Raw genomic sequence first — 20,464 nt, 5'->3', positions numbered from 1 at the left:
GGGTGGGGCCGCTCCGTTCCGGGCACATGCGATGAGCGGAAGGCCGTGCGCCCAAACGAAAAGGGCCGCCGGAGTGAACCGGCGGCCCTCTTACGGTCCAAATGCCGTAGCAGTTCAAGCCTCGGCGGTGTCGCCTTCGGCCGGAGCGGCTTCGTCGCCGGTCGTCGCGGTGGCGCCCGGCTCGGCGTTCGGATCATAGTCCTCGGTGAAGCCGGCGTTATCACGCTCGAACATCTGGGCCATGACGTCGATGCCCTGAGCCTGCAGGTCGGCCTCTTCCGGCGAGCGGGCGACGTTGACCTTGACGGTCACGGCCACTTCCGGGTGAAGCGCAATGCGGATCTCGTGCATGCCGATCGACTTGATCGGGCGGTCGAGAACCACCTGGCTCTTGGTCACTTTGGCGCCCTCGGCGTCCAGCGCATCGACGATGTCGCGGGCCGAAACCGAGCCGTAGAGCTGGCCGGTGTTGGATGCTTGGCGGATGAGCTGCACGGTCTTGCCGTCGACGCCCTTGGACGAGGCCTCGGCGGCCGAGCGAAGCTCAGCGTTCTCGGACTCGATGCGAGCGCGGTTGGCTTCGAAGACCTTGCGGTTGGCTTCGTTGGCGCGGAGCGCCTTCTTGCGCGGGAGAAGGTAGTTGCGGGCGAAACCGTTCTTGACGGTCACGACATCACCGATGCCGCCCAGCTTCTCGACGCGCTCCAGCAGGATAACTTCCATTTCGAAGTGCTCCTTACTTCACGACATAAGGAAGCAGGCCGATGTGGCGGGCGCGCTTGATCGCCTTGGCCAGCTCGCGCTGCTTCTTGGTGGATACCGCGGTGATGCGGCTGGGGACGATCTTGCCACGCTCGGACACGAAGCCCTGAAGCAGACGGACGTCCTTGTAATCGATCGCGGGGGCGTCCTTGCCCGAGAAGGGGCAGGACTTGCGACGGCGGAAGAATGCACGGGCCATGGGTTAAGCCTCCACGTCTTCGCGGGGCGCGCGCTCGGCGCGGTCGGGGCGGTCACCACGATCCGGGCGGTCGCCACGCGGGCCGCGCTCGCGGTCACGCTCGGAACGGCGCATCATCGCCGACGGACCCTTTTCGTGATCTTCCACGCGGATGGTCATGAAGCGGATGATGTCTTCGTTGATGCCGCTCTGACGCTCGAGCTCGGCCATGGCCGCCGCGGGGGCGTCGATGTCCATCAGCACGTAATGCGCCTTGCGGTTCTTGGCGATGCGGTAAGCGAGGCTGCGAAGGCCCCAAGTCTCGGTCTTGGCGATCGTCCCACCGTTCTCGGTGATGATCGTCGCCGCGTTTTCCGCCAGCGCATCGACCTGGGCCTGGGCCAAGTCCTGACGCGCGAGGAAAACATGCTCGTACAGCGGCATGCGTTTTCTCATCTGTTGGCCGATCGCTGACGCCGCCCCATGCGGACGCCCCTCCGGCTGTCTTCCAATGCAAAGCCGGGGCTAGGCGAGCCGCCTGACCCCGGATGCGGGCGCCTATGACGGAAGTGGGTGGGGAATGCAAGGTGTTCGGGCCAGCCCTTCGACATGCTTTGGAAGCTGCTGCCGTGCCCTTCGATACGCTGCCTGCGGCAGCTGCTCAGGGTGACCGAAAGAGAGATATAACCAGATAGGAGAGAAAAGCGTTGACATCGTCACGCTGTTCGGGCACATAAGTGGATATTGGGCGAATCGGGGCTGAGGGCCTCGGCGGCAAGCGGGAGCACTGCGGTGCGGCCCGCTTTTTTGTTGCCCGGAGCGGAGGGGATCCAAGCATGGGTTGGTTCGGGCGAAAGGCGGCGGAGGCTCCGCGGCCTGCGGTGCCGCTGTGGCTGTCGGGTGAGGTGGAGGCGGTGCCCCGGAGCTATGGCGCGCGGCTGAGCGAAGTTTACGTCAACAATCCCGTTGGCCAACGGGCGGTGCGGATGGTGGCGGGCGCAGTGGGAGCGCTGCCGGTCTATGCGCTGGAAGGCAAGGACCAGGTTGCGGACCTCGTCGGCCGTGCCGGGCTGATGGAGACGGTGGCCGCGCAGTTGCTGCTGCATGGCAACGCGTTCCTGCAGTGCGTCGTGGGGCGGGACGGCGGGGTGCACGAGCTCTTCCCGCTGCGGCCGGAGCGGGTCAGCCTGGAACTGGACCAGCGGGGCTGGCCGGCGGCGTACAGCTACAAGGTGAAAAGCCGCGCGATGCAGATCGCGGCACGCGACGCGCTGGGGCGGGCGCAGGTCATTCACCTCAAGTCCCTCAATCCGACCGACGACCATCTGGGGCTCGGCTGCATGGATGCAGCGATCGCGTCGGCGGCGGTGCACAATCGGGCGACGCGGTGGAACAAGGCGCTGCTGGACAATGCCGCACGGCCGTCGGGAGCGCTGGTCTACGAGCCGGTGGACGGGTCCATGCTGAGCAGCGACCAGTTCGGGCGCTTGCGGGACGAACTGGAGCGGCAGTTCTCCGGGTCGGACAATGCAGGGCGGCCGCTGCTGCTGGAAGGCGGGCTGAAGTGGCAGGCGATGAGCCTGACGCCGGCGGACATGGACTTCGTGGCGTTGAAGGAGGCTGCGGCGCGGGACATCGCGCTGGCCTTCGGCGTGCCCCCCGCGCTGCTCGGGCTGCCCGGGGATACGGCTTATGCGAACATGCGGGAAGCGGGGCGGGCGCTGTACCGGCAGACGGTGCTGCCGCTGACGCAGCGCATTCTGGACGGGATCGGAGCGGGGCTGTCGACCTGGTTCGGGAAGGTGAAGCTTGGCGCGGACGTCGACCAGCTGAGCGAGCTGGCGGAGGACCGCGAGCGGCTCTGGCAGCAGGTCGGGGCGGCGAACTTCCTGAGCGACGCGGAGAAACGCGAGTTGCTCGGCTATCGAAAGGAGCAGGAGCGATGACGTCGGTTCCGGGTGACAAGCTGCTGACGCAGCTGATGGCGCAGGCGGACGGACGCGTGGTCGACATTGTGACGCTGCGGGCGCTGGTGGAAGAGGCCAGCGAAACGGGCGCCCAGCGGGCGCTTGCGAGCCTGGGGCTCGACGACGACCGGGCGCGGCGGGACATGGACGAGCTGCGCGAGCTGCTCGGCGCGTGGCGAGATGCCAAGCGAAGTGCGTGGCAGGCGGTGCTGAGCTGGATCCTGCGCGTGGCGCTGGCATCGGTGCTGATCGGGATGGCGGTAAAGCTGGACCTGACGGGCCTGATCCATGGCTCGTGAGCGGACGGTCCGCTTCGCCGGCTATGCGGCGGTGTTCGACCGGGTGGACAATGGCGGTGACGTGGTGCGGCGCGGAGCGTTTGCCCGATCGCTGGCGCGGAGCGGGCCGGTGCCGCTGCTGTGGCAGCACAAGACCGGCGCCGTGATCGGATCGATCGAGAAGATCGTCGAGGACGGACGTGGGCTGCGGGTCATCGGGCGCGTGGGCGGCGGCGAGCGAGGGAAGTGGATCGCTTCCATGGTGCGCGGCCGTGCGGTGGATGGATTGAGCTTCGGATACCGCGTGCGGCGGTCTGCACGGCGGGACGGCGTGCGCGAGCTCATGGACCTGGACCTGATCGAGGTCAGTGTCGTGGCCAATCCAATGCAGCCGCTGGCGCGGGTCCACGCGGTCGAGGGCTGAACAGGAGACAAGTTGGAGCTTGGGGCTCCGGTCTGAGGCCGGGGTCGAGGCGGCGCTGTGCCGTCAATCAAGGGAGTGGTGAATGGTGGAAGTGAAGGCGGATGCGCTCGAGCAGTCGTTCGACGCGCTGGAGAATGAGGCGCCGGGCATGTCCCTGCGCGAGGAACTGGAACTGCTCAAATCGCGGGTCGCGGAGGGCATGATCGCCGGTGCGCGGCCGGTGCTGGACGGCGTGAAGTCGGCGGAGACGAGCGCGTTCGTGGAGCGCTTCCTGCGCCGGGGGATCGAGAGCGGGCTGGAAGCCAAGTCGCTCGACAATGCGACGGTGGGAGCGGGTGGCTTCGCCATTCCGCGCGAAATCGATGAGCGGATCGACCGGGCGCTGGTGGCGATCTCGCCCATTCGCGCCATCGCCAACGTGGTGCGGGTCGGCAGCAGCAACTATCGCAAGCTGATCACGACCGGCGGTGCGCCGTCGGGCTGGGTCGGGCTGGAGGCGACGCGGCCGGAGACGGGCACGCCGAGCTTCACGGAGATCGTGCCTGCCAGCGGCGAGCTCTACGCCAATCCCGCGGCTTCGCAGCACATGCTGGACGACGGGATGTTCGACGTCGAGGACTGGCTGGCGAACGAGATCGCGACCGAGTTCGCCCGGGCCGAAGGCGCGGCGTTCGTGAAGGGGACGGGCACCAACCAGCCGCTAGGCTTCCTGTCGTCGCCGAACGCCGCGACGGCGGACGGCGCTCGGCCGATGGGCACGCTGCAGGCGATCGGCACGGGCGTGGCGGGCGCGTTCCCGGCGACCAACCCGCAGGACAAGCTGGTGGACCTGGTACAGTCGCTGCGGCAGCCGTACCGCCAGGGCGCCGTGTTCGTGATGAACTCGGCGACTGCGGCCGCGGTGCGCAAGATGAAGACGGCCGATGGGGCCTTCATCTGGCAGCCGGGGCTGGCGGCGGGACAGCCATCGACTTTGCTCGGCTATCCGGTGGTCGAGGCCGAGGACATGCCGGACATCGGTGCGAACAGCCTGTCGATCGCCTTCGGCAACTTCAAGGCCGGCTACATCATCGCGGAGCGCGGCGAGACCAGCATCCTGCGCGATCCTTATACCCGCAAGCCGTACGTCTACTTCTACGCGACGAAGCGGGTTGGCGGCCAGGTCGTGAACTCGGAAGCCATCAAGCTGCTGAAGTTCGCCTGACGCCCGGCGGGGCTCCGGCATGGTGCCGGAGCCCCGCTCTTTCATTGAGATCACAAGAAGGGAGAAGGGATGACTGTCCCGTTCACGCCCCGTTTCTGCGACCTGGTCCGGACGTTCACGACCACGGCCGGCATCGGCCCGATCGTGCCCGGGGCGGCGGTGCAGGGCTTTTCCAGCTTTGCCGAGGTGCTAAGCCCCGGCGACCAGTTCTATTACTGCATTCAGAGCGTCGACCGGCCTGCGGACCGGGAGATTGGACGCGGCACGCTGCAGCCGGACGGCAGTATCGTCCGCGACCCGATCGACGGCACGCTGACGGAGTTTGGCGGTGGCATGAAGACGGTCGCGGTGGTTGCCGCGGCCGAGTGGTTCAGCCGGGTGGAGAACTCCAGCAAAGGCGAGTCTTCGTCCGTGGAGGACCGGAGCCAACTCGCAGCGCTCCAGGGGCAGGTCGGAGACGTGCGGCTGCTGACCGAGGCGGGCCGGGAAGGCGTGTTCATCTACCGCAGCGGAAACCATTCCGTGCGGGTGTCGGCCGACCCGCACCAGGGGCTGTATGTCGCGTCGGTGAGCGATCCGAGCGGCGCGCAGGGCGCATGGGTCCGGCAGTTCGAGGGGGCGGTCAACCCGAGCTGGTTCGGGGTGTCGGCAGGTACGGGCAAGGGCGCGGCGAACATCACGGCGTGGAATGCCATGTGTGGTGCGCTGCGTTCGCGCGCCACTGATGTCAGCACCTATTATCAGGCGCTGGAGCGCATCCGCTTTTCAGTGGGCCGCTTCGAGTTCGCGGGAACGATCGAACTGACCGATGGTACGTTCGTGGTCGAGGGTGAGGGCGTCGGCCAGCCCGGCGGGTTCGGGACCATCCTGAAATTTCCCGCCGGCGTCACTGGTATCCGCGTGCACCGGGAGAATACGTCCGGAGCGTCCGCCATCCGGCCTGCCGGCAAGAGCGCCAATGGCTCGGTGATCCGCCGCTTGTCGCTCAGCGGAGGCTATGCCGGCGCCGAAGGCGAGTGGCACGGGATCCACTTGCGGGCGAGTGCAACCATTGAAGAGGTGGCGATCAGCGGCTTCCAGGGGAACGGCATCCATGCGCTAGCAGCCGCGGGGGCCGGCGCCGGTGCAGAGGGCAATGTGAACTGCACTCGCATCGAAAAGGTGCGAGTGACGGGTTGCCGGAACGGTGTGTTCCTGGATAGCGCGGACGCCAACGCGTGCACGGTCGTGAGCTGCGACTTCAGCTCCAACCGGCAGTGGGGCGTGTGGGACAGCAGCTTTCTCGGGAACAGCTACTTTGGCGTGCACCTGTCGGCCAACGGCTGGGATGGCGCGGCCGGGAGCATTCCGACGGCCTGCACCTATCAGGGCAATCGCTACTACGTCCGGGTGGGCCAGGAAGCCTGGTGCTCGGCCAATCCTCCGAGCGGATCGGCGGCCGACAACCAGGGCTGGGGCTATGTGCAGCCGGGGGGAAGCTACAACGGGATCGCGGCGTGGTCGGCGGGCGCGGTGTTTCGGTGTGGCGGAGCGATCCTGACGGACGATCCCAACGCCGGAAACCTGTTCAGCGGGTGCTACACGGAAGGCGACCAGAACCCTTCACAGACGGTCGCGCCGACCCTGATCGAGGGCGGTACCCATGCCGCCGACGTGACCGGGACGGGAGTGCACCTGCGGAACCTCAGCGGTTCGTTGATGGTGCCGGGCGGGGTCGGCTCCGCCACCCGCGACAGCAGCGTCAAGACGCTGGTCGTCAGCAGCGGCGATCGCCACCTGAGCTTCACCCACAACGCGCAGGCGCCGCTTGGATACGACCTGGCGTGGAACGGCTCCAATCTGTGGTTCCGTTACGCGAACTCGGGGAACAGCCGTCTGTGCCCTTTCGAGATCACCGGGCCGAACACGACGCGGCAGATCGGTCCGCACCGCGTGAACTTCGTCGAGGGCCTGGGGATCATCGACCGGACAGTGACGATCGCCAATGCCGCCCCGGCGAGCGGGCCGTGGATGCAGGGCGCGATCGTATTCAACGGTGCGCCGGCCGCTGGCTCCCCCGTGGGGTGGCAATGTGTGACCGGGGGTAGCCCGGGCATCTGGCGACCGTTCTATGGAGCGCTCTCCGGCGGAGAGGCGATCGGCTATGCCGCGGGTGCTGGCGGGGTCGTCGCCCAGGCGGGGGCCAAGTCGGCGCCGGTGACGCTGAACAAGACGTGCGGGCAGATCACTCTGCACAACGCTCCAGTGGAGAGCGGTGGGTCGGTCAGCTTCGTCCTGACGAACGACCGCATCGCTGTCGGCGACGTGTTGGTCGTGTCGATCGGTTCCGGAGCTTCAGCCGATGCCTATGATCTGACCGTGACTGCGGTGGGCGCGGGAACCTGTCGAATGCAGCTGCGGAACAGGTCGGCGGGGGCACTTGCCGAGTCGCTCGTGCTCAACTTCGCGGTGTTGAAAGCGGTGGCCGCCTGATGAGCGGGGTTCCTTACGCGCTGGGCGAGGCCGCGATCGCGCAACCACCCCGACAGGGCAATCCGTCGAAAACACCGCCCAAGCGCCGGACCACGCCAACAGCAGACCGGATACTGACTCCGGAACCGCGCTGAGGCCTCCTCCCTCCTGAAGAGAGATCGTGAATGTCGTTCCTGTTGAAGGATCCCGACGCCCTGCTCGACTATGCCGTCGATTGGGGCGCAGACTATCTGGCGGGGGATGCCCTCGCCTCGAGCAGCTGGGCCGTCAGCCCGGATGAACCCGGAGGAGTGTCGATCGCCAGCAGCGCGTTCGACCTGCTGACGACCAGCGTCCAAGTCGCCGGCGGCGAGCCTGGCAAGACCTATCGGGTGTCGAACCTGGTGACCACCGCAAGTGGCCGGCGCGACAGCCGCTCGGTCGTGCTTCGGGTGGAGAAGCGCTGATGGGGTGGCTTGGACGGGCATTGCCTGCGGTCTCGGTGAGCGAGGCGCAGGCGTACGTGCGGGTGGAGACCGGGGAGGAGGAGGCGATCCTCGCGGGGCTCATCCGCACCGCAACGGAACTGTGTGAGGCGTTTCTCAACCAGGTAGTGGTCGCGCGCTCCTTCGAAGAGGAGCTGGTGGGGAACGGCGGGTGGCAGCAGCTTCGGGTTGCGCCGGTCCGGTCCATCGAAGGCGTCGAGCGAGTAGATGCGGCCGGTGTCCACCAGGCGTTGGTGCCGGGCGAATACAGCACGAACATCGACCGCAGTGGCGAGGGGTGGGTCAGGATCGCTGCCGGGGAACGCGGGGTGGTTCGCGGTACTGCGGGATTAGCGTCGGACGGAAACGAGGTGCCCGAGCCTCTGCGCCAGGGCGTGCTGCGCCTCGTCGCTCATCTGTTCGCCAGCCGCGACGGCTCCGGTGGGGAGCCCCCCGCGGCGGTAACGGCGCTGTGGCGACCGTATCGCCGGCTGAGGCTCCGCTGATGGGCGAGTTCGCCGGCACGCTGCGGGAACGGATCACGTTCGAGCGGCAAGTTGCGGTGCGATCTGCCGCCGGACTGCGGGACGGCGGCTGGGAGCGGTTCGCGGATTGCCTCGCCGCCGTGGTGTTCGACGCGGTGGGAGCGGAGGCCGAGGGCATGAGCCTGAGCGCCATGCCGCGCTTTCGTGTGTCGATCAGGATGCGGGATGAGATCGCGGTCGACCAGCGGGTGCGCTGGAAGGGGCGGCTCCTGATGGTTCGCCAGCTCCTGTTTGACCCGAGGCTGCCTGACCGGCTGACGCTCAAGTGCGAGGAGGTGCGCAGTTGAAAGCATTGGAGAAACGCGCGGCCGAGGTCGTGATTGCGGCCCGGGATGCGAGGATCGTTGAGCTGCGGGACACGCTGGCGTTGCAGCTCTCGCAGGCCGACGTCCGCGTGACAGGTGACGCAGTCGAGGTCACCGGCGAGGGCCTGCTCCGGCGCTGGCTGGAAGATTCCTCTCTGCGATTTGTGGGGCGGAACAGACGATGAGCGCGGGTTCTGAGCTGCAGGGTGCAGCGGTCCGGGCGTTGTCCGCTCTGCCTGAGCTCACCGGCACCTACGATGGGCCGCCGGCCCGGGCACCGTTCCCCTACGCAGTTGTCGATGCCGGGACCGAGCAGGACTGGAGCCACAAGAGCGGAGTGGGCCGGGAAGTTCTCGTCGCGCTGACGCTGTGGGATGACCAGCCCACCCGGCTGCAACGGCTCGCCGACGCGGCGGATGCGGCGCTGGGCAGCCTCGGACCCGTGACCGACTGGCAGTTGGTGAGCTTCCGCTTCGTCAAGCGACGCCTGGTGCGCGACGTGTCCGGCCCGTGGGCTGCGGCGCTCGATTACCGCGCACGACTTCTTTCGAACGAACAAGGAGAATGACCATGGCTGCGGAACGCGGAAGCGCTTTCCTGCTGAAGATCGGGAGTGGTGGGGCGAGCCCCGGCTTCACGACGGTGGCGGGGCTCAAGACCACCCAGATGTCCATTTCGGGGGACGCGGTGGCAATCACCAACAAGGGCAGCGGAGGATGGCGCGAGCTGCTGTCGGGAGCGGGTGTCCGATCGGTCTCGGTAGCGGCGAGTGGGATTTTCACCGGAAGCTCGGCGGAACTGCAGGTCCGGTCGCTGGCGCTCGAGGGGACCATCCAGGACTATGAACTGAGCTTCGAGAGCGGCGAGCGGATGCGGGGCAAGTTCCTCGTGACCCGCCTGGAGTATGCCGGGGATTTCAACGGAGAACGCAACTACACGCTTGCCCTGGAAAGCAGCGGCCCAGTGGTGCCGTTGTGAGCGGCGGCAACCCGCATCGGGGCGAAGCGACCCTGCAAGTCGGGGGTGAGATGCTGGTTCTCCGGCCGTCGTTCCAGGCGCTGGTCGCGGCGGAGCAGGAACTCGGTTCCCTGTTCGGGTTGGTCGAACGCGCAGCCGAGGGGAAACTGACGCTGCAGGAGATTGCGGCCTTGTTCGATCATCTCTCGGCTGAACGCCCCCCTGCGATCACCCGTGAGCGCATCGGTCAGGCAGTCGTCGAGCAGGGGCTGAGCCGGACGACTCCCGCCTTGCGGTTGCTCCTAGGCCAGATCCTGCAGGGACGATGACATGACCTTCGGCAAGGGCGCTGCCCGCCTGTGCGGGGCGGCGGCTCAACTGCTGGGATGGCGGCCCGGCGAGTTCTGGATGAGCACCCCGGCCGAGCTGGCGGCGTGCCTCACCGCGAACGAAGCCGATGTTCCGCTCGCATCGCGCGAGATGCTGTCAGAGCTCCTGCAACAATTTCCTGACGACGGGACAAGCCAGAATGGACGATGAGATTGAAAGACTGGTCATCAGCGTACGGGCGGACACTTCTGCTTTCGCACGGGATGTTTCCGCCATGCGGGGAGAATTGGAGGGTCCGCTCGCAGCTGGTGCGGGACGGGCCGGGCGCCTGATCGAAGGTTCGCTGGCGCGCGCGGTCACCAGCGGCAAGTTCGGGTTCGATGACCTGAAGAAGGCAGCCCTGTCGGCGATGAGTGACATTGCGGCGGCCTCGCTGCGTGGGCTCTTCGCAGGCGCTGGTGGAGGTGGCGGCGCGGGTCTCGGGGGCGTGCTTGCAAGCCTCGGGGGAAGCCTGCTGGGGCTTCCGGGCAGAGCCACGGGCGGGCCGGTGAACCAAGGCCGACCCTATCTGGTCGGCGAGCGCGGACCGGAACTGTTCGTCCCGTCTTCATCCGGTCGGGTCGAGACCTTGCGCGGCGGGGGCAAGGACGTGCGGGTGTCGATCGCGCTGCATTCCACCGGCGCGTCTGAGCCCCAGGTCATGCGGCAGTCGTCACGGCAGATTGCCCGGGCCGTCCGTTCGGCGATCCTGGCGAGTGACCGATGAAGCACTGGTTCACCCGCGCGGATGCGCCGCTGGACCGCACCTGGGTGAAGCGCTTCGATCCACGACATTGGGTCGTCGACTTCCCGCGCGGAGCCATGGCCAGTGTCGTGGCGGGCGAGGATGCGCACTCCATCGTCGCGCATGCCAGCTTCCTGCGCCGCGGGGACCTCGTCGGGCTCATCTTCGAAAGTGAGGATCGGCATGCGCATCCCGCGCACCGAAGGGAACTGAAGCGCGACTACTCGCACTGCACTCTCAGTTTCGAGTGGGAGTCGACGGGCGTGGCGCCGCTCGACGCGGTGAACGGCCCGACGCTGACGATTGAGGGCCGCGACGCCGAAGGCCAGGCGCGCAGCTGGTATGTGCGTCTGTGGAACTATGCCCAGGGAGGCGGGACCGCCGCGACGATCCGGCTGGACTTCGACCAGCTGGACGGCGGGTTCTCTCTCCCCAACGATGCCGACCGAGTGTTCCCTGGCGACATCGATCGCATGTTCATCAGCCTTGTGCCGCCCGGGTATGAGGGCGGAAGCGAGGTCCGCTTCCAGCAGCCGATCGAGGCGCGGCTCGCCCTGCGGAACATCCGCTGCGAGGGATCGGGAAGCGTTCTGGCGATCAATGATGCCATGGTGCCCGAGCACGAACTTCGGATCTGCACGGCGTACGACGACATGTACCACCTCCCGCCCGAGCGGGTCGTCGACAGCATCGAGCGGCTGGGGTTCCGGAAGCTGATCACCCATTACGTGGGCATGAGCCACTATTTCGCGCTGGGCGGTGATGGGCTCGTCTCGGTTGCGCGCGCGATGAACGGACCCGCTCTGGCTTGGCACGAGGCCTTCGCAAGGGAAGCGCAGCGACGTGGGTACGGAGTGATCTGGTCACTTTCGTACGAAATCCTGGACATGTTTTGCCCCGACGACTGGAAGCAGCGGGACTGGGCGGGTCGCGCGGCCGCCACTGGCTACCAGCCACCGTCGACACTGGTCTCGCCTGCGAGCGTGGAGGCCATCGGTTACCTCAAGACGGTAGCTCAGTCGCTGGCGCGTGTTGCTCAGCGGGCGGGGATGCCGGTCCGCGTTCAGGTGGGGGAGCCATGGTGGTGGGTCACCCCCGATCACGAAATCTGCTGCTACGACCCTGCTGCACGGGCCGCATGGGGCGCGAACGCCGTCCATATCCCTGACGTCCGTGGGCCGAAGAGCGAGACAGAGTGTGCGTTCCTCGATCGAGCGGGCGCGCTGCTGGCGCAGTCCACCGCGACGATTGCCGCCGGCGTGAAGCAGGTGGATGCCGAGGCTTCGACGCTGCTGCTGACCTATCTGCCAGGATCTCTCTCCCGCGATGCTCCCGAGCTTCGACGAGCTAACCTGCCACTGGGCTGGGGCAGGCCCGCTTTCGATGTGCTGCAGCTGGAAGACTACGAGTGGGTAACTGCAGGGCGCCGGACGAAGCGGCGGTCCGAGGTCGAACGCGCCGCCGCTCGGCTCGGCTATTCGCCCGGTGAGCAGCATTATCTCAGCGGCTTCGTCGCCCGACCGGAGGATCGGGAGCAATGGAGCGAGGTGCTGATCGCGGCCGAGGATGCGCGGAGGCGCGGGGTCGCGGAAGTATTTCTCTGGGCCTTTCCTCAAGTCGTTCGCGACGGCCTCACCATCTTTGGCAAGGACGATGACGTGCAAGCATTCGACGATGTGCTGTTCCCGATCGAGATCGGGGCGGAGGCCAGCGTTGCGCCCCAATTTTCGACCGCGGTCGTGACCAGCGCCAGCGGCCATGAGTATCGAAACGTGAACTGGAGCCAAGCCAAGTTGCGGTTCGACGCGGGCCCCGGTGTGCGGGGGGATGCGGAGATGCAGACCTTGCTGGCATTCTTCAGGGCAAGGCGGGGGAGCGCGATCGGCTTCCGCTTTCGAGACCCTTACGATTTCAGTTCCAGCGGGATGACGGACGAGGCTGGCCCCGAGGACCAGCTGTTGGGTCTAGGAGACGGCGCGAAGGTCAGGTTCCCTCTGGTGAAAAGCTACGGCGGAGGAGAGAGCCGGAGGATCACTCGTCCATCGCCCGGAAGCGTTCGCGTCTCCGTGGATCGCCAGGAGTTGGTCACCGACTGGAGTCTGGATCAAGCAGGGATCATCCAGTTCGACTCGCCGCCGCCTGCGGGCGCGGAGGTCCGGGCAGGGTTTCTGTTCGACGTGCCGGTGCGCTTCGCGGAAGACCGCCTGGAGATCAATCGAGCAAGTTTTCGCGCAGGGGAAGCTGCGAGCGTGCCCCTCGTGGAAGTGCGGGAGGGCTGAGCCATGGACACGGAAAAGACATTGTCCGCCCTGGCATTCTGCTGGACGCTCGAGCGGCGCGATGGTGCGGGCGTTGCGCTCACGAGTCATGATCGCCCATTGGTGGTGAACGGCGACCTCCATCAACCCTCCCAAGGGGTTTCGCCGGCGGCCGTTACTCGGTCCGCGGGTCTCGTGAATGAGCCGGCTGAAGTGCATGGATCGGTTGGAGACGACGGCCTTGGCACGGAAGACCTACGCGTGGGTCGGTGGCGCGGTGCGCGGACCCGACTGACTGCGGTATCGTGGTCGGACGAGACCGAGTTTACCGATCTCTTCCAAGGTGAACTGGGAGAGGTCTCGCTCGCGGATGGCGAGTTCAGGGCGGAGCTCGCCGGGCCACTTGCGAAGCTCTCCATTCCCGCATGCCCCGTGACCTCTCCGGAATGCAGGGCGTCACTGGGAGATCGGGCGTGCCGGGTCGATCTTCGTGGTCAATCCATGCGTGCAGCGGTTGTGCGGCTCGATCCTGAAGGCCTCATGTTGGATCAGCCGATCCCTGACGCCTACCGGTGGGGACGCTTGCGCTACCTCAGCGGAACGAACTGCGGTCTCTCGAGTGCAATCATCTCCGTCGATGGAAGTGTAGTCCGGTTGCGTGAGGTGGCGGCAGGGGACATTCGCCCAGGGGCGCAGGTCGAACTCGTAGAAGGCTGCGATCGACGCTTTTCCACCTGCGCAGAGCGGTTCGGCAATGCGGCGAACTTCCGGGGCGAGCCGCATCTTCCCGGCAACGACTTGCTAGCGCGTTACCCGGGAAGCTGACGATGGCGCTGGCCGTGTCGGCAGCCCGCAGCCTGATCGGGGTGCCATTCCGACCTCAAGGTCGGGATCCGTGCACGGGACTGGACTGCGTCGGCGTGGTGGCGAACGTCCATGGCGTGCCCGCGGACGAGATCCCACGCAACTACCGGCTGCGGGGGAGCCATTCCGAGTTGGCGCAGCGCATCCTCCGGACACATTTTCGTGAGGTTACTTCCCCCTCGGCGAAGGCGGGAGATATCCTGTTGCTGCAAGTGGCGGCTGAGCAAGTCCACTTGGCCGTGCACTGCGGTGCCTCATTCATTCACGCTGACGCCGGGCTGCGACGGATCGTGGAGGTTCCGGGGGAACCTCCTTGGCCGCTGCTGGGCGTCTATCGTCGATCAGGAGTATGAACCATGGCCACCCTTGTGCTTGGTGCTGTCGGCAGTGCTGTCGGTGGACCCCTTGGCGGAGCCTTGGGAGCGATGCTCGGTCAATCCCTTGACCAAGGCTTCTTCGGTTCCGGAAGACGAGGGCCGCGGCTCGGAGACCTCTCGGTTCAGGCTTCGAGCTACGGTGCTGCCATCCCGAAGATCTACGGCACCATGAGAGCCGCGGGGACGATCGTCTGGTCTACGGACATCCAGGAGCGAGCCGCAGATGCAGGCGGCTACTCTTACTCCGCGAACTTTGCGGTGGCTCTGTCATCACGGCGAATCAAGGGCGTTCGACGCATTTGGGCCGAAGGATCCCTGCTCCGGGGTGTCGAGGGAGACTTCAAGGTCCGGACGGACTTTCGCCTGTATCCCGGTACGGAGGATCAACCCGTGGATCCGCTTATCGCGGCGATCGAGGGAGTTGACCGAGCGCCGGCGTTCCGGGGCCTGGCCGTTGCGGTATTCGAGGGCCTCGAACTTGCGACCTACGGCAATCGGATACCCTCCCTGACATTCGAGATCGAGGGCGCCGACGAGGAGATCACGGTTGGTGACCTTCTCGACGAAGCGGGTCTGGGGAGCTCAGTTGCTGATGTCGCTTTGCCGGTTTGTGGCTTTGCGTCGCATGGTGATGACCTTGCTTCAGCGGTGACGCCATTGGTCGATACCTGTGGGCTCGATCTGGTGGTCACTGGCGGCAAGATTCAGCGCATCGGCGAAGGCGGTCCCATCGTCGTGCGGCCCGAGGAGCTGGGCTGCTCCTTTGACACTGCACCGGCTCCCGCTAGCGAGATGAGCATCGGAGCCGAAGCGGATGCTCCCCGCGCCTTGGCAATCACCTACTATGATGCATCGAGAGACTATCAGGTCGGCCAGAGCCGCTTGAGGGCGGAAGGGGTTGGCCGGCGCGAGCGTCGCATCGAGTTGCCCGCGGTCATGGAGGCTGGCACGGCCAAGCTGCTGACCCAGCAGATGCTTGATCGGCACTGGCGTGAGCGTCAGCGCATGATCTTGAGGCTTCCACCGGCCTACTCGAGCCTGCTTCTGGGTGACAGGCTGCAGGTCTCGGGTGCGAGTGAGGTGTGGCGGGTCGTTCGCTCCGTGTTCGAAGGCTTCGTGGTCACGGTCGAGTTGGTGCGAGCCGAACGGCAAAACGGGGATGTCGCTCCGGCCGATGGAGGTCGTTCAATCATCCAGGCGGACCTCCCCGCCCAGCCCAGCCTCGTTGAACTCTTCGAACTGCCGAATGACTTCAGTGCAGCAGACGGTCAGGTCACGGTATATGCAGCTGTCGCGGGAGGAAGCTCACCATGGCGGCCGATCCCCCTTGAGGTGGACGAGGGCGGCGAAATCAGCACACAGTCGTGCGCGCCGAAGAAGGCGGTGATCGGGGTAGCGCTTGGCACTCTCGCCCCAGCCGGGTCCGCGCTTCTCGACTTGAAGAACGAACTCACCGTTCAAGTCGAGGATGCCGACTGGCTCCAGAGCTGTGATGATGCTTCCTTGGGTTCTGGCCGCAACCTGGCCCTGGTCGGAGATGAGCTCATCCAGTTCGGGCATGCCCTTCCCTTGGGGCAGGGCGGGTTTCGTCTCAGTCGCTTGCTGCGGGGGAGGCAGGGCACGGAGCATGCTTCTGCTCGACACGTCGCTGGGGAGCGGTTCGTTCTGCTGGACCCCAATGCCTTGGCGCCAATCCATGTCCCGGCGGCCAGCAGCCCGACCCAAGTCCGTGTTGGGTCGCGCGGATTAGGAGACGATACCGGAGCCTGGCAGGCCCATGTGGCGACTGGACTGGCGCTTCGACCACCAAGTCCAGTGCATCTGCGGGTCGAGCAACTGCCAGACGGGGCGGTTCAAATCCGATGGGTTCGTCGGAGTCGCCGAGGCTGGTCTTGGCTGGATCATGCAGAGACTCCGCTCGGTGAATCGGCAGAACGTTATCGCGTGCGACTGCAGGGTTCGCAAAGCGAACGGTTGTTCGAGGTCAGCGAGCCGATCCTCTCGCTGCGACCACCAGACCTCGATCTCTTCGAACCCGGATCGGTGACATGCTCCGTCGAGCAGATCGGCGACAGCGCCATCTCGGAAGCCGTGTCAGCGACCTTTATGCTTTAATCGGAGATACGAACATGGACGAGACCAATCGATTAGCGCTTCCCTTCATCCTCCCGGGGCAGGCGCAGAAGGAGCTATTCCACAACGAAGCGCTCCAGATTCTAGATACCATCGTGCAGCCTGTGGTGAAGGGTGGTCCGGCGAACGATCCGCCATCCGATCCGGCTCTCGGGGCGACTTACATCGTGGGTCCGTCGCCCACGGGAGCGTGGGCCGATCACCCCGGGGCTGTAGCTGCTTGGAGCGATGGTGGGTGGCGCTTTGTCGAGCCATTCGAGGGGATGGAGGTTTCCACGTCAAGCGGGCTGAAGATGCGGTACGCCAGCGGGCAGTGGGACACCGGCCAGGTCTTGGCCAGCGCGGTTCTTATCGGGGGACAAAAGGTTGTCGGCTCGCGAGCCCCAGCGATCCCGGACCCTACTGCGGGCACTACCGTTGATCAGCAGGCGAGGGGCTCGATCGTGCAAATTCTCAATGCTTTGCGCCTGCACGGACTGATCAGTGCCACGTAACTGTAGGAAACGCAGGCCGCGGTGCTGAAGCCCTGCATCAGGCACTCTCTCGACGGTTGGCAAGAGCGGGGCTAGGGCCTCGCCGATGCATCAACCGCTCAGAATGATTTGCAACAAGGACGCACTTGCCACGAACTGGAAATGGCTGGCTGCTCGAGCGGGCGTCAGGTGCGCTGCCGCAGTAAAAGCTGACGGGTACGGGCTTGGAGCGCGAGAGGTCGTGTCCGTTCTCGTGGCCGCGGGGTGTCGGGACTTCTTCGTCTCGACTTGGTGGGAGGCTGAGCAGCTTGGCCTCTTGCCGGTTGAGGCCTCGCTGGCCGTTCTGCATGGTATCGGACCGGATGACCTGCGCTCCGGGGATGTTCCCGGTTGCAGGCCTGTTTTGAACACGCCTGACCAAGTGGCTCGCTGGAAGCAGATAGCGCCGGAACGTCCCTGTGACGTGATGATCGATACTGGCATGAACCGTCTTGGCTTGCGGCCGGAGGAAGGCGGTGTTCTGGCCGGGCTTAGGATCCACACCCTTCATAGCCATCTCGCATGCGCCGACGAGGATCACCTGCTGAACGGGAAACAACTTCGGCAATTCCGGGCCGCCGCTGCAGCCATCCCTGCTGAGCGCTACAGCCTGGCAAACAGCGCCGGTATCCTGCTGGGGCCGGATTATGCGTTCGATCTCGTGCGTCCCGGTCTTTCGCTTTATGGCGGCATACCCCGGCTGGAAGCACGCGGTCATATCGAGGCAGTTGTTCAACTGGAGGCGCAGGTTGTTCAACGACGTACCATCCCTGCCGGGGAAAGCTGCGGATACGGCGCCACCTTCGTTGCAGCACAAGAGACCCAAGTAGCTATCGCGAACATCGGTTACGCCGATGGCTACTGGCGCGGCTTCTCGTCGGTCGGAAGCGCAAGGTTCGACGACGCGGCTCTCCCCGTGCTCGGCCGCGTGTCGATGGACCTGGTCGCGCTCGATTGTGGCGCCCGTCCGGGGTTGAAGGAAGGTGACTGGATTTCCCTCGACTTCGAGCTGGAGCGAGCGGCCGAGCAGTCGGGCAAGAGCCAATACGAGCTACTGACCGGTCTCGGTCACCGGTTCGAGCGCCACTGGCACTGATCCTTTGGGCGGTACCAGGTTCTTCTGCTTGTAGCGGCACAGGTCCACGACCGGACAACGCCAGCAATCGGGTCGTCTGGCTTTGCAGACGTAGCGGCCGTGCAAGATCAGCCAGTGGTGCGCGTGTCGCTTGAACAGCCCTGGCGTGATCCGATCGAGCTTCAATTCGACATCCAAGGGCGTCTTGCCGCTCGCTAGCCCGGTTCTGTTCGAGACGCGGAACAGGTGAGTGTCGACAGCAATCGTCGGCTGCCCGAACGCGGTATTAAGCACGACATTGGCTGTCTTGCGACCAACGCCTGGCAGCTGCTGCAATTCGTCGCGTGTCGTGGGCACGTTTCCACCAAACTCGTCCAGGAGCTTTCGCGAGAGGGCAATGACGTGCTTGGCCTTGGTGTTGAACAGGCCGATGGTCTTGATCTGCTCCTTCAGCCGCTCCTCACCCAGCGCAATCATCTTGTCGGGCGTTTCGGCAAGCTTGAACAGCTTGCGGGTCGCGAGGTTGACGCTCACGTCCGTCGCCTGGGCCGAGAGTGCCACCGCCACGAGGAGGGTGTACGGGTTGGTCCACTCCAACTCTCCCTGCGGCTCGGGATTGACTTCGGCCAGGCGCCGGTAGAACTCGAAGACTTCGGCCTTCTTCATGCTGCGGCGATGACGTCGCGCATGGTGTAGAGTCCAGCAGGCTTGCCGTGGAGGAACCTGGCAGCGGCGAGCGCCCCGCGAGCGAAGATCATCCGGCTTTCCGCGCGATGGGAGAGAACGAGCCGCTCTTCCGGCCCGAGGAAGAGCACATCGTGGTCTCCCGCCGCTGTTCCGCCGCGCAGGGCCGCGAAGCCGATTGCTCCTTCCTTTCTCGCCAGACCGGTTCCACTTCGGCCCACTTCCGCCTCGAGCATTGCATCCCGCCCGCGCGCCGCGGCTTCGCCGAGGACCAACGCCGTTCCGGACGGCGCGTCCGCCTTGCGTCGGTGGTGGATGTCGACCACCTCGATGTCCCATCCGGCTCCAAGCACGCGTGCGGCACGCTCGACCAGGTCCGATAGGAGCGCGACACCGACCGATGTATTTGCGGCCCTCAGAACAGCGACACTCTCAGCGGCCTCCTCAATCCTCCTGGACGCAAGATCATCCAGTCCCGTCGTCCCAACCAGGATCGGGACAGCTGCGCGAATAGCCCGATCGAGGCTGGACGGCAGGGCTGCCGGGGAAGAGAAATCCACCAGCATATCGGCATGATCCTGATCGATGGCGAAGCGGGGGTCTTCATCGACGGCCGCCCTGATCGCATGGCCCATCTTGCCGTGCGGAGCGATCAGGGACAGGCGGATTGGCTGTTCGTCGGTGCGCATCCGCGCGTGATGACCCAGCCCTCAGGCTGGTGCAATGCCGAGCTTCTCCTGCAAACGGAGAGCCGCGGACGGAGCTCGAACCTTTGAGCCATTAATCATGAAGATGTACCCGTCGCGCCCTGCATCTGCCGAGCGCCGGGCGCGTGCCGCAAATGAGGTCAGCGCCTCTTCCTCGTAGCCGGTTTCGACCTCCTCACGCATGCGCTGGAGCCGGGCATAGGTGAAGCTCGCGGTGTCTGCGTCGATGCATGGAAACTCGTCATCGTCTCCGAAGACCACTGCGATGTCATGATCGCGACAGAGCTTGAAGAAAGCTTCGTCACGGAAGCTCTCGTGCCGCGGCTCGATAACGTGCCGCAGGCGGACGCCATCCAGTCGTTCTGGAAGCACGCTCAGGAAAGCGGCGATATCCTCGCGATCAAACTGCCGTCGAGCTGCCAGCATCCACAGAATGGGTCCGAGCTTCTCCCGCAGGGTACCGAGGCCCTGTGCGAGAAACGTCTCGACCCCCTCGCCGGCGTCCGCCAGCTTGGGACGGGTAACGCAGAAGCGGCTTCCCTTGATCGCGAACTGGAAATCGTCGGGGACAGCAGCGGCCCACGCCTTCCAGCTGGATGGGCTCTGACGGCCGTAGAATGTCGCGTTGATCTCGATCGCGCCGAGCTGCCGCGACGCATATTCCAACTCTCGCGACTGAGGCAGGCCCTGCGGGTAGAAGGAACCGCGCCAGGGAGGGTAGGTCCACCCGCCGATGCCGACGCGGATCCGACCGCTGCTCACGCCTCGGGTAGAGGTGGCAAGAAGCGTGCGATGACGTCTCTCGCGAGACGAGCTGGCCGACGCGAAGCCGCATCGAGGCAGCACCAGGTGCTCTTCACCTCGGCGATGACATCCTCACCCCGCTTGATCACTGTCGTGAAGAATGCACGCGCTCCCTGGACCTGCTCGGCGATGACGTCGGCAACCACCGTGTCATCGAGAAAGGCGGGTCGTCGGTAGCTGATCTCGTGCTTCAGGGCGACCCAGAGGTGGGAGGTAACCGCATCGGCGGGCGCCACCTTTTCCCAATAGCGGACCACCGCCTCCTGAACCCACTTCAGGTAGACGCTGTTGTTGACATGACCCATGTGGTCGATGTCGGCTGGAATGATCCCGATGGCGTGGCGGTACATGTTAGGCCCCATGTCGGCAGGGTGCAGGCT

Annotated in this window: 26 protein-coding genes; 19 read left to right on the top strand and 7 right to left on the bottom strand. The window is 65.7% G+C overall.

Annotated elements, in window-relative coordinates; genetic code table 11:
* Positions 1-114: 114 nt before the first annotated feature.
* The 3 genes from rplI to rpsF are packed head-to-tail and all read right to left on the bottom strand — an operon-like array spanning position 115 to position 1,384.
* Positions 115-723 (bottom strand): 50S ribosomal protein L9, encoded by a 609-nt coding sequence (rplI, locus tag JT720_RS09535; protein WP_205481038.1) that lies wholly within the window; start codon positions 721-723, stop codon positions 115-117.
* Between the two features lie 13 nt (positions 724-736).
* Positions 737-961 carry a 30S ribosomal protein S18 gene (gene rpsR / locus JT720_RS09530; protein ID WP_192586849.1) on the bottom strand — a complete coding sequence of 75 codons (225 nt, stop codon included), beginning with the start codon at positions 959-961 and terminating at the stop codon, positions 737-739.
* A 3-nt stretch (positions 962-964) separates the two neighbouring features.
* On the bottom strand, positions 965-1,384 hold the full coding sequence (gene rpsF, locus JT720_RS09525) for a 30S ribosomal protein S6 (RefSeq protein ID WP_205481037.1): 420 nt from the start codon (positions 1,382-1,384) through the stop codon (positions 965-967).
* 392 nt (positions 1,385-1,776) lie between these two features.
* Here rpsF and JT720_RS09520 point away from each other — a divergent pair, with 392 nt between their 5' ends.
* The 19 genes from JT720_RS09520 (at position 1,777) to alr (ending at position 17,910) form a co-directional block, all read left to right on the top strand.
* A complete protein-coding gene (locus tag JT720_RS09520) occupies positions 1,777-2,886 on the top strand; it encodes a phage portal protein (RefSeq protein ID WP_205481036.1) in 1,110 nt (369 codons plus the stop codon).
* Positions 2,883-3,206 carry a DUF6127 family protein gene (locus JT720_RS09515; RefSeq protein ID WP_205481035.1) on the top strand — a complete coding sequence of 108 codons (324 nt, stop codon included), beginning with the start codon at positions 2,883-2,885 and terminating at the stop codon, positions 3,204-3,206. The genes JT720_RS09520 and JT720_RS09515 overlap by 4 nt, the downstream gene beginning before the upstream one ends.
* On the top strand, positions 3,196-3,609 hold the full coding sequence (locus tag JT720_RS09510; RefSeq protein ID WP_205481034.1) for an HK97 family phage prohead protease: 414 nt from the start codon (positions 3,196-3,198) through the stop codon (positions 3,607-3,609). Before JT720_RS09515 ends, JT720_RS09510 begins: the two co-directional genes overlap by 11 nt.
* Before the next feature lie 82 nt (positions 3,610-3,691).
* Positions 3,692-4,813: a phage major capsid protein gene (locus JT720_RS09505; RefSeq protein WP_205481033.1), complete on the top strand. Its 1,122-nt coding sequence runs from the start codon at positions 3,692-3,694 to the stop codon at positions 4,811-4,813.
* A gap of 69 nt (positions 4,814-4,882) precedes the next feature.
* Positions 4,883-7,285, top strand: coding sequence for a right-handed parallel beta-helix repeat-containing protein (locus tag JT720_RS09500; RefSeq protein ID WP_205481032.1), 2,403 nt, complete (start codon positions 4,883-4,885; stop codon positions 7,283-7,285).
* A 164-nt stretch (positions 7,286-7,449) separates the two neighbouring features.
* Positions 7,450-7,731 (top strand): phage fiber-tail adaptor protein, encoded by a 282-nt coding sequence (locus tag JT720_RS09495; RefSeq protein WP_205481031.1) that lies wholly within the window; start codon positions 7,450-7,452, stop codon positions 7,729-7,731.
* Positions 7,731-8,255, top strand: coding sequence for a head-tail connector protein (locus JT720_RS09490; protein ID WP_205481030.1), 525 nt, complete (start codon positions 7,731-7,733; stop codon positions 8,253-8,255). The genes JT720_RS09495 and JT720_RS09490 overlap by 1 nt, the downstream gene beginning before the upstream one ends.
* Entirely contained in the window at positions 8,255-8,581 is a 327-nt protein-coding gene (locus JT720_RS09485; RefSeq protein WP_205481029.1) for a phage head completion protein, read from the top strand. The genes JT720_RS09490 and JT720_RS09485 overlap by 1 nt, the downstream gene beginning before the upstream one ends.
* Positions 8,578-8,784, top strand: a complete 207-nt coding sequence (locus JT720_RS09480) for a hypothetical protein (protein WP_237219819.1) — start codon at positions 8,578-8,580, stop codon at positions 8,782-8,784. The genes JT720_RS09485 and JT720_RS09480 overlap by 4 nt, the downstream gene beginning before the upstream one ends.
* Positions 8,781-9,167 (top strand): tail completion protein gp17, encoded by a 387-nt coding sequence (gene gp17, locus JT720_RS09475; RefSeq protein WP_205481027.1) that lies wholly within the window; start codon positions 8,781-8,783, stop codon positions 9,165-9,167. The genes JT720_RS09480 and gp17 overlap by 4 nt, the downstream gene beginning before the upstream one ends.
* A 2-nt stretch (positions 9,168-9,169) precedes the next feature.
* Positions 9,170-9,577 (top strand): phage major tail protein, TP901-1 family, encoded by a 408-nt coding sequence (locus JT720_RS09470; protein WP_205481026.1) that lies wholly within the window; start codon positions 9,170-9,172, stop codon positions 9,575-9,577.
* Positions 9,574-9,885 carry a GTA-gp10 family protein gene (locus tag JT720_RS09465; RefSeq protein ID WP_205481025.1) on the top strand — a complete coding sequence of 104 codons (312 nt, stop codon included), beginning with the start codon at positions 9,574-9,576 and terminating at the stop codon, positions 9,883-9,885. Before JT720_RS09470 ends, JT720_RS09465 begins: the two co-directional genes overlap by 4 nt.
* Before the next feature lies 1 nt (position 9,886).
* Entirely contained in the window at positions 9,887-10,096 is a 210-nt protein-coding gene (locus tag JT720_RS09460; RefSeq protein WP_205481024.1) for a phage tail assembly chaperone, read from the top strand.
* Entirely contained in the window at positions 10,086-10,652 is a 567-nt protein-coding gene (locus JT720_RS09455; protein WP_205481023.1) for a tail tape measure protein, read from the top strand. Before JT720_RS09460 ends, JT720_RS09455 begins: the two co-directional genes overlap by 11 nt.
* Positions 10,649-12,949 (top strand): DUF2460 domain-containing protein, encoded by a 2,301-nt coding sequence (locus tag JT720_RS09450; protein ID WP_205481022.1) that lies wholly within the window; start codon positions 10,649-10,651, stop codon positions 12,947-12,949. Before JT720_RS09455 ends, JT720_RS09450 begins: the two co-directional genes overlap by 4 nt.
* A gap of 3 nt (positions 12,950-12,952) precedes the next feature.
* Positions 12,953-13,753: a DUF2163 domain-containing protein gene (locus tag JT720_RS09445; protein WP_205481021.1), complete on the top strand. Its 801-nt coding sequence runs from the start codon at positions 12,953-12,955 to the stop codon at positions 13,751-13,753.
* A 395-nt stretch (positions 13,754-14,148) separates the two neighbouring features.
* A complete protein-coding gene (locus tag JT720_RS09440; protein ID WP_205481020.1) occupies positions 14,149-16,284 on the top strand; it encodes a phage tail protein in 2,136 nt (711 codons plus the stop codon).
* A 14-nt stretch (positions 16,285-16,298) separates the two neighbouring features.
* Positions 16,299-16,796: a DUF2793 domain-containing protein gene (locus tag JT720_RS09435; protein WP_205481019.1), complete on the top strand. Its 498-nt coding sequence runs from the start codon at positions 16,299-16,301 to the stop codon at positions 16,794-16,796.
* Positions 16,797-16,881: 85 nt separating this feature from the next.
* Positions 16,882-17,910 (top strand): alanine racemase, encoded by a 1,029-nt coding sequence (alr, locus tag JT720_RS09430; RefSeq protein WP_205481018.1) that lies wholly within the window; start codon positions 16,882-16,884, stop codon positions 17,908-17,910.
* Here the strand turns inward: alr and nth are convergent.
* Genes nth through JT720_RS09410 form a run of 4 tightly spaced genes read right to left on the bottom strand, consistent with a single transcriptional unit; the run spans position 17,866 to position 20,446 of the window.
* Positions 17,866-18,555 carry an endonuclease III gene (nth, locus tag JT720_RS09425; RefSeq protein WP_205481017.1) on the bottom strand — a complete coding sequence of 230 codons (690 nt, stop codon included), beginning with the start codon at positions 18,553-18,555 and terminating at the stop codon, positions 17,866-17,868. The two genes, alr and nth, sit on opposite strands and share 45 nt — an antisense overlap.
* Complete coding sequence (gene dapB, locus JT720_RS09420; protein WP_205481016.1) at positions 18,552-19,262, bottom strand: 4-hydroxy-tetrahydrodipicolinate reductase; 711 nt, start codon at positions 19,260-19,262, stop codon at positions 18,552-18,554. The genes nth and dapB overlap by 4 nt, the downstream gene beginning before the upstream one ends.
* Positions 19,263-19,283: 21 nt before the next feature.
* The gene (locus tag JT720_RS09415; protein WP_205481015.1) at positions 19,284-20,042 is read right to left on the bottom strand and encodes a DUF72 domain-containing protein; all 759 of its coding nucleotides are present in this window, start codon (positions 20,040-20,042) and stop codon (positions 19,284-19,286) included.
* Positions 20,039-20,446, bottom strand: coding sequence for an acyl-CoA thioesterase (locus JT720_RS09410; RefSeq protein WP_205481014.1), 408 nt, complete (start codon positions 20,444-20,446; stop codon positions 20,039-20,041). The genes JT720_RS09415 and JT720_RS09410 overlap by 4 nt, the downstream gene beginning before the upstream one ends.
* Between the last annotated feature and the right edge of the window lie 18 nt (positions 20,447-20,464).

Source organism: Sphingomonas arenae (genome assembly GCF_016924655.1).
Lineage (GTDB): Bacteria > Pseudomonadota > Alphaproteobacteria > Sphingomonadales > Sphingomonadaceae > Sphingomicrobium > Sphingomicrobium arenae.
Note: the sequence above shows the minus strand (reverse complement) of the source record. Positions and strands in the feature narration are given on the sequence as shown.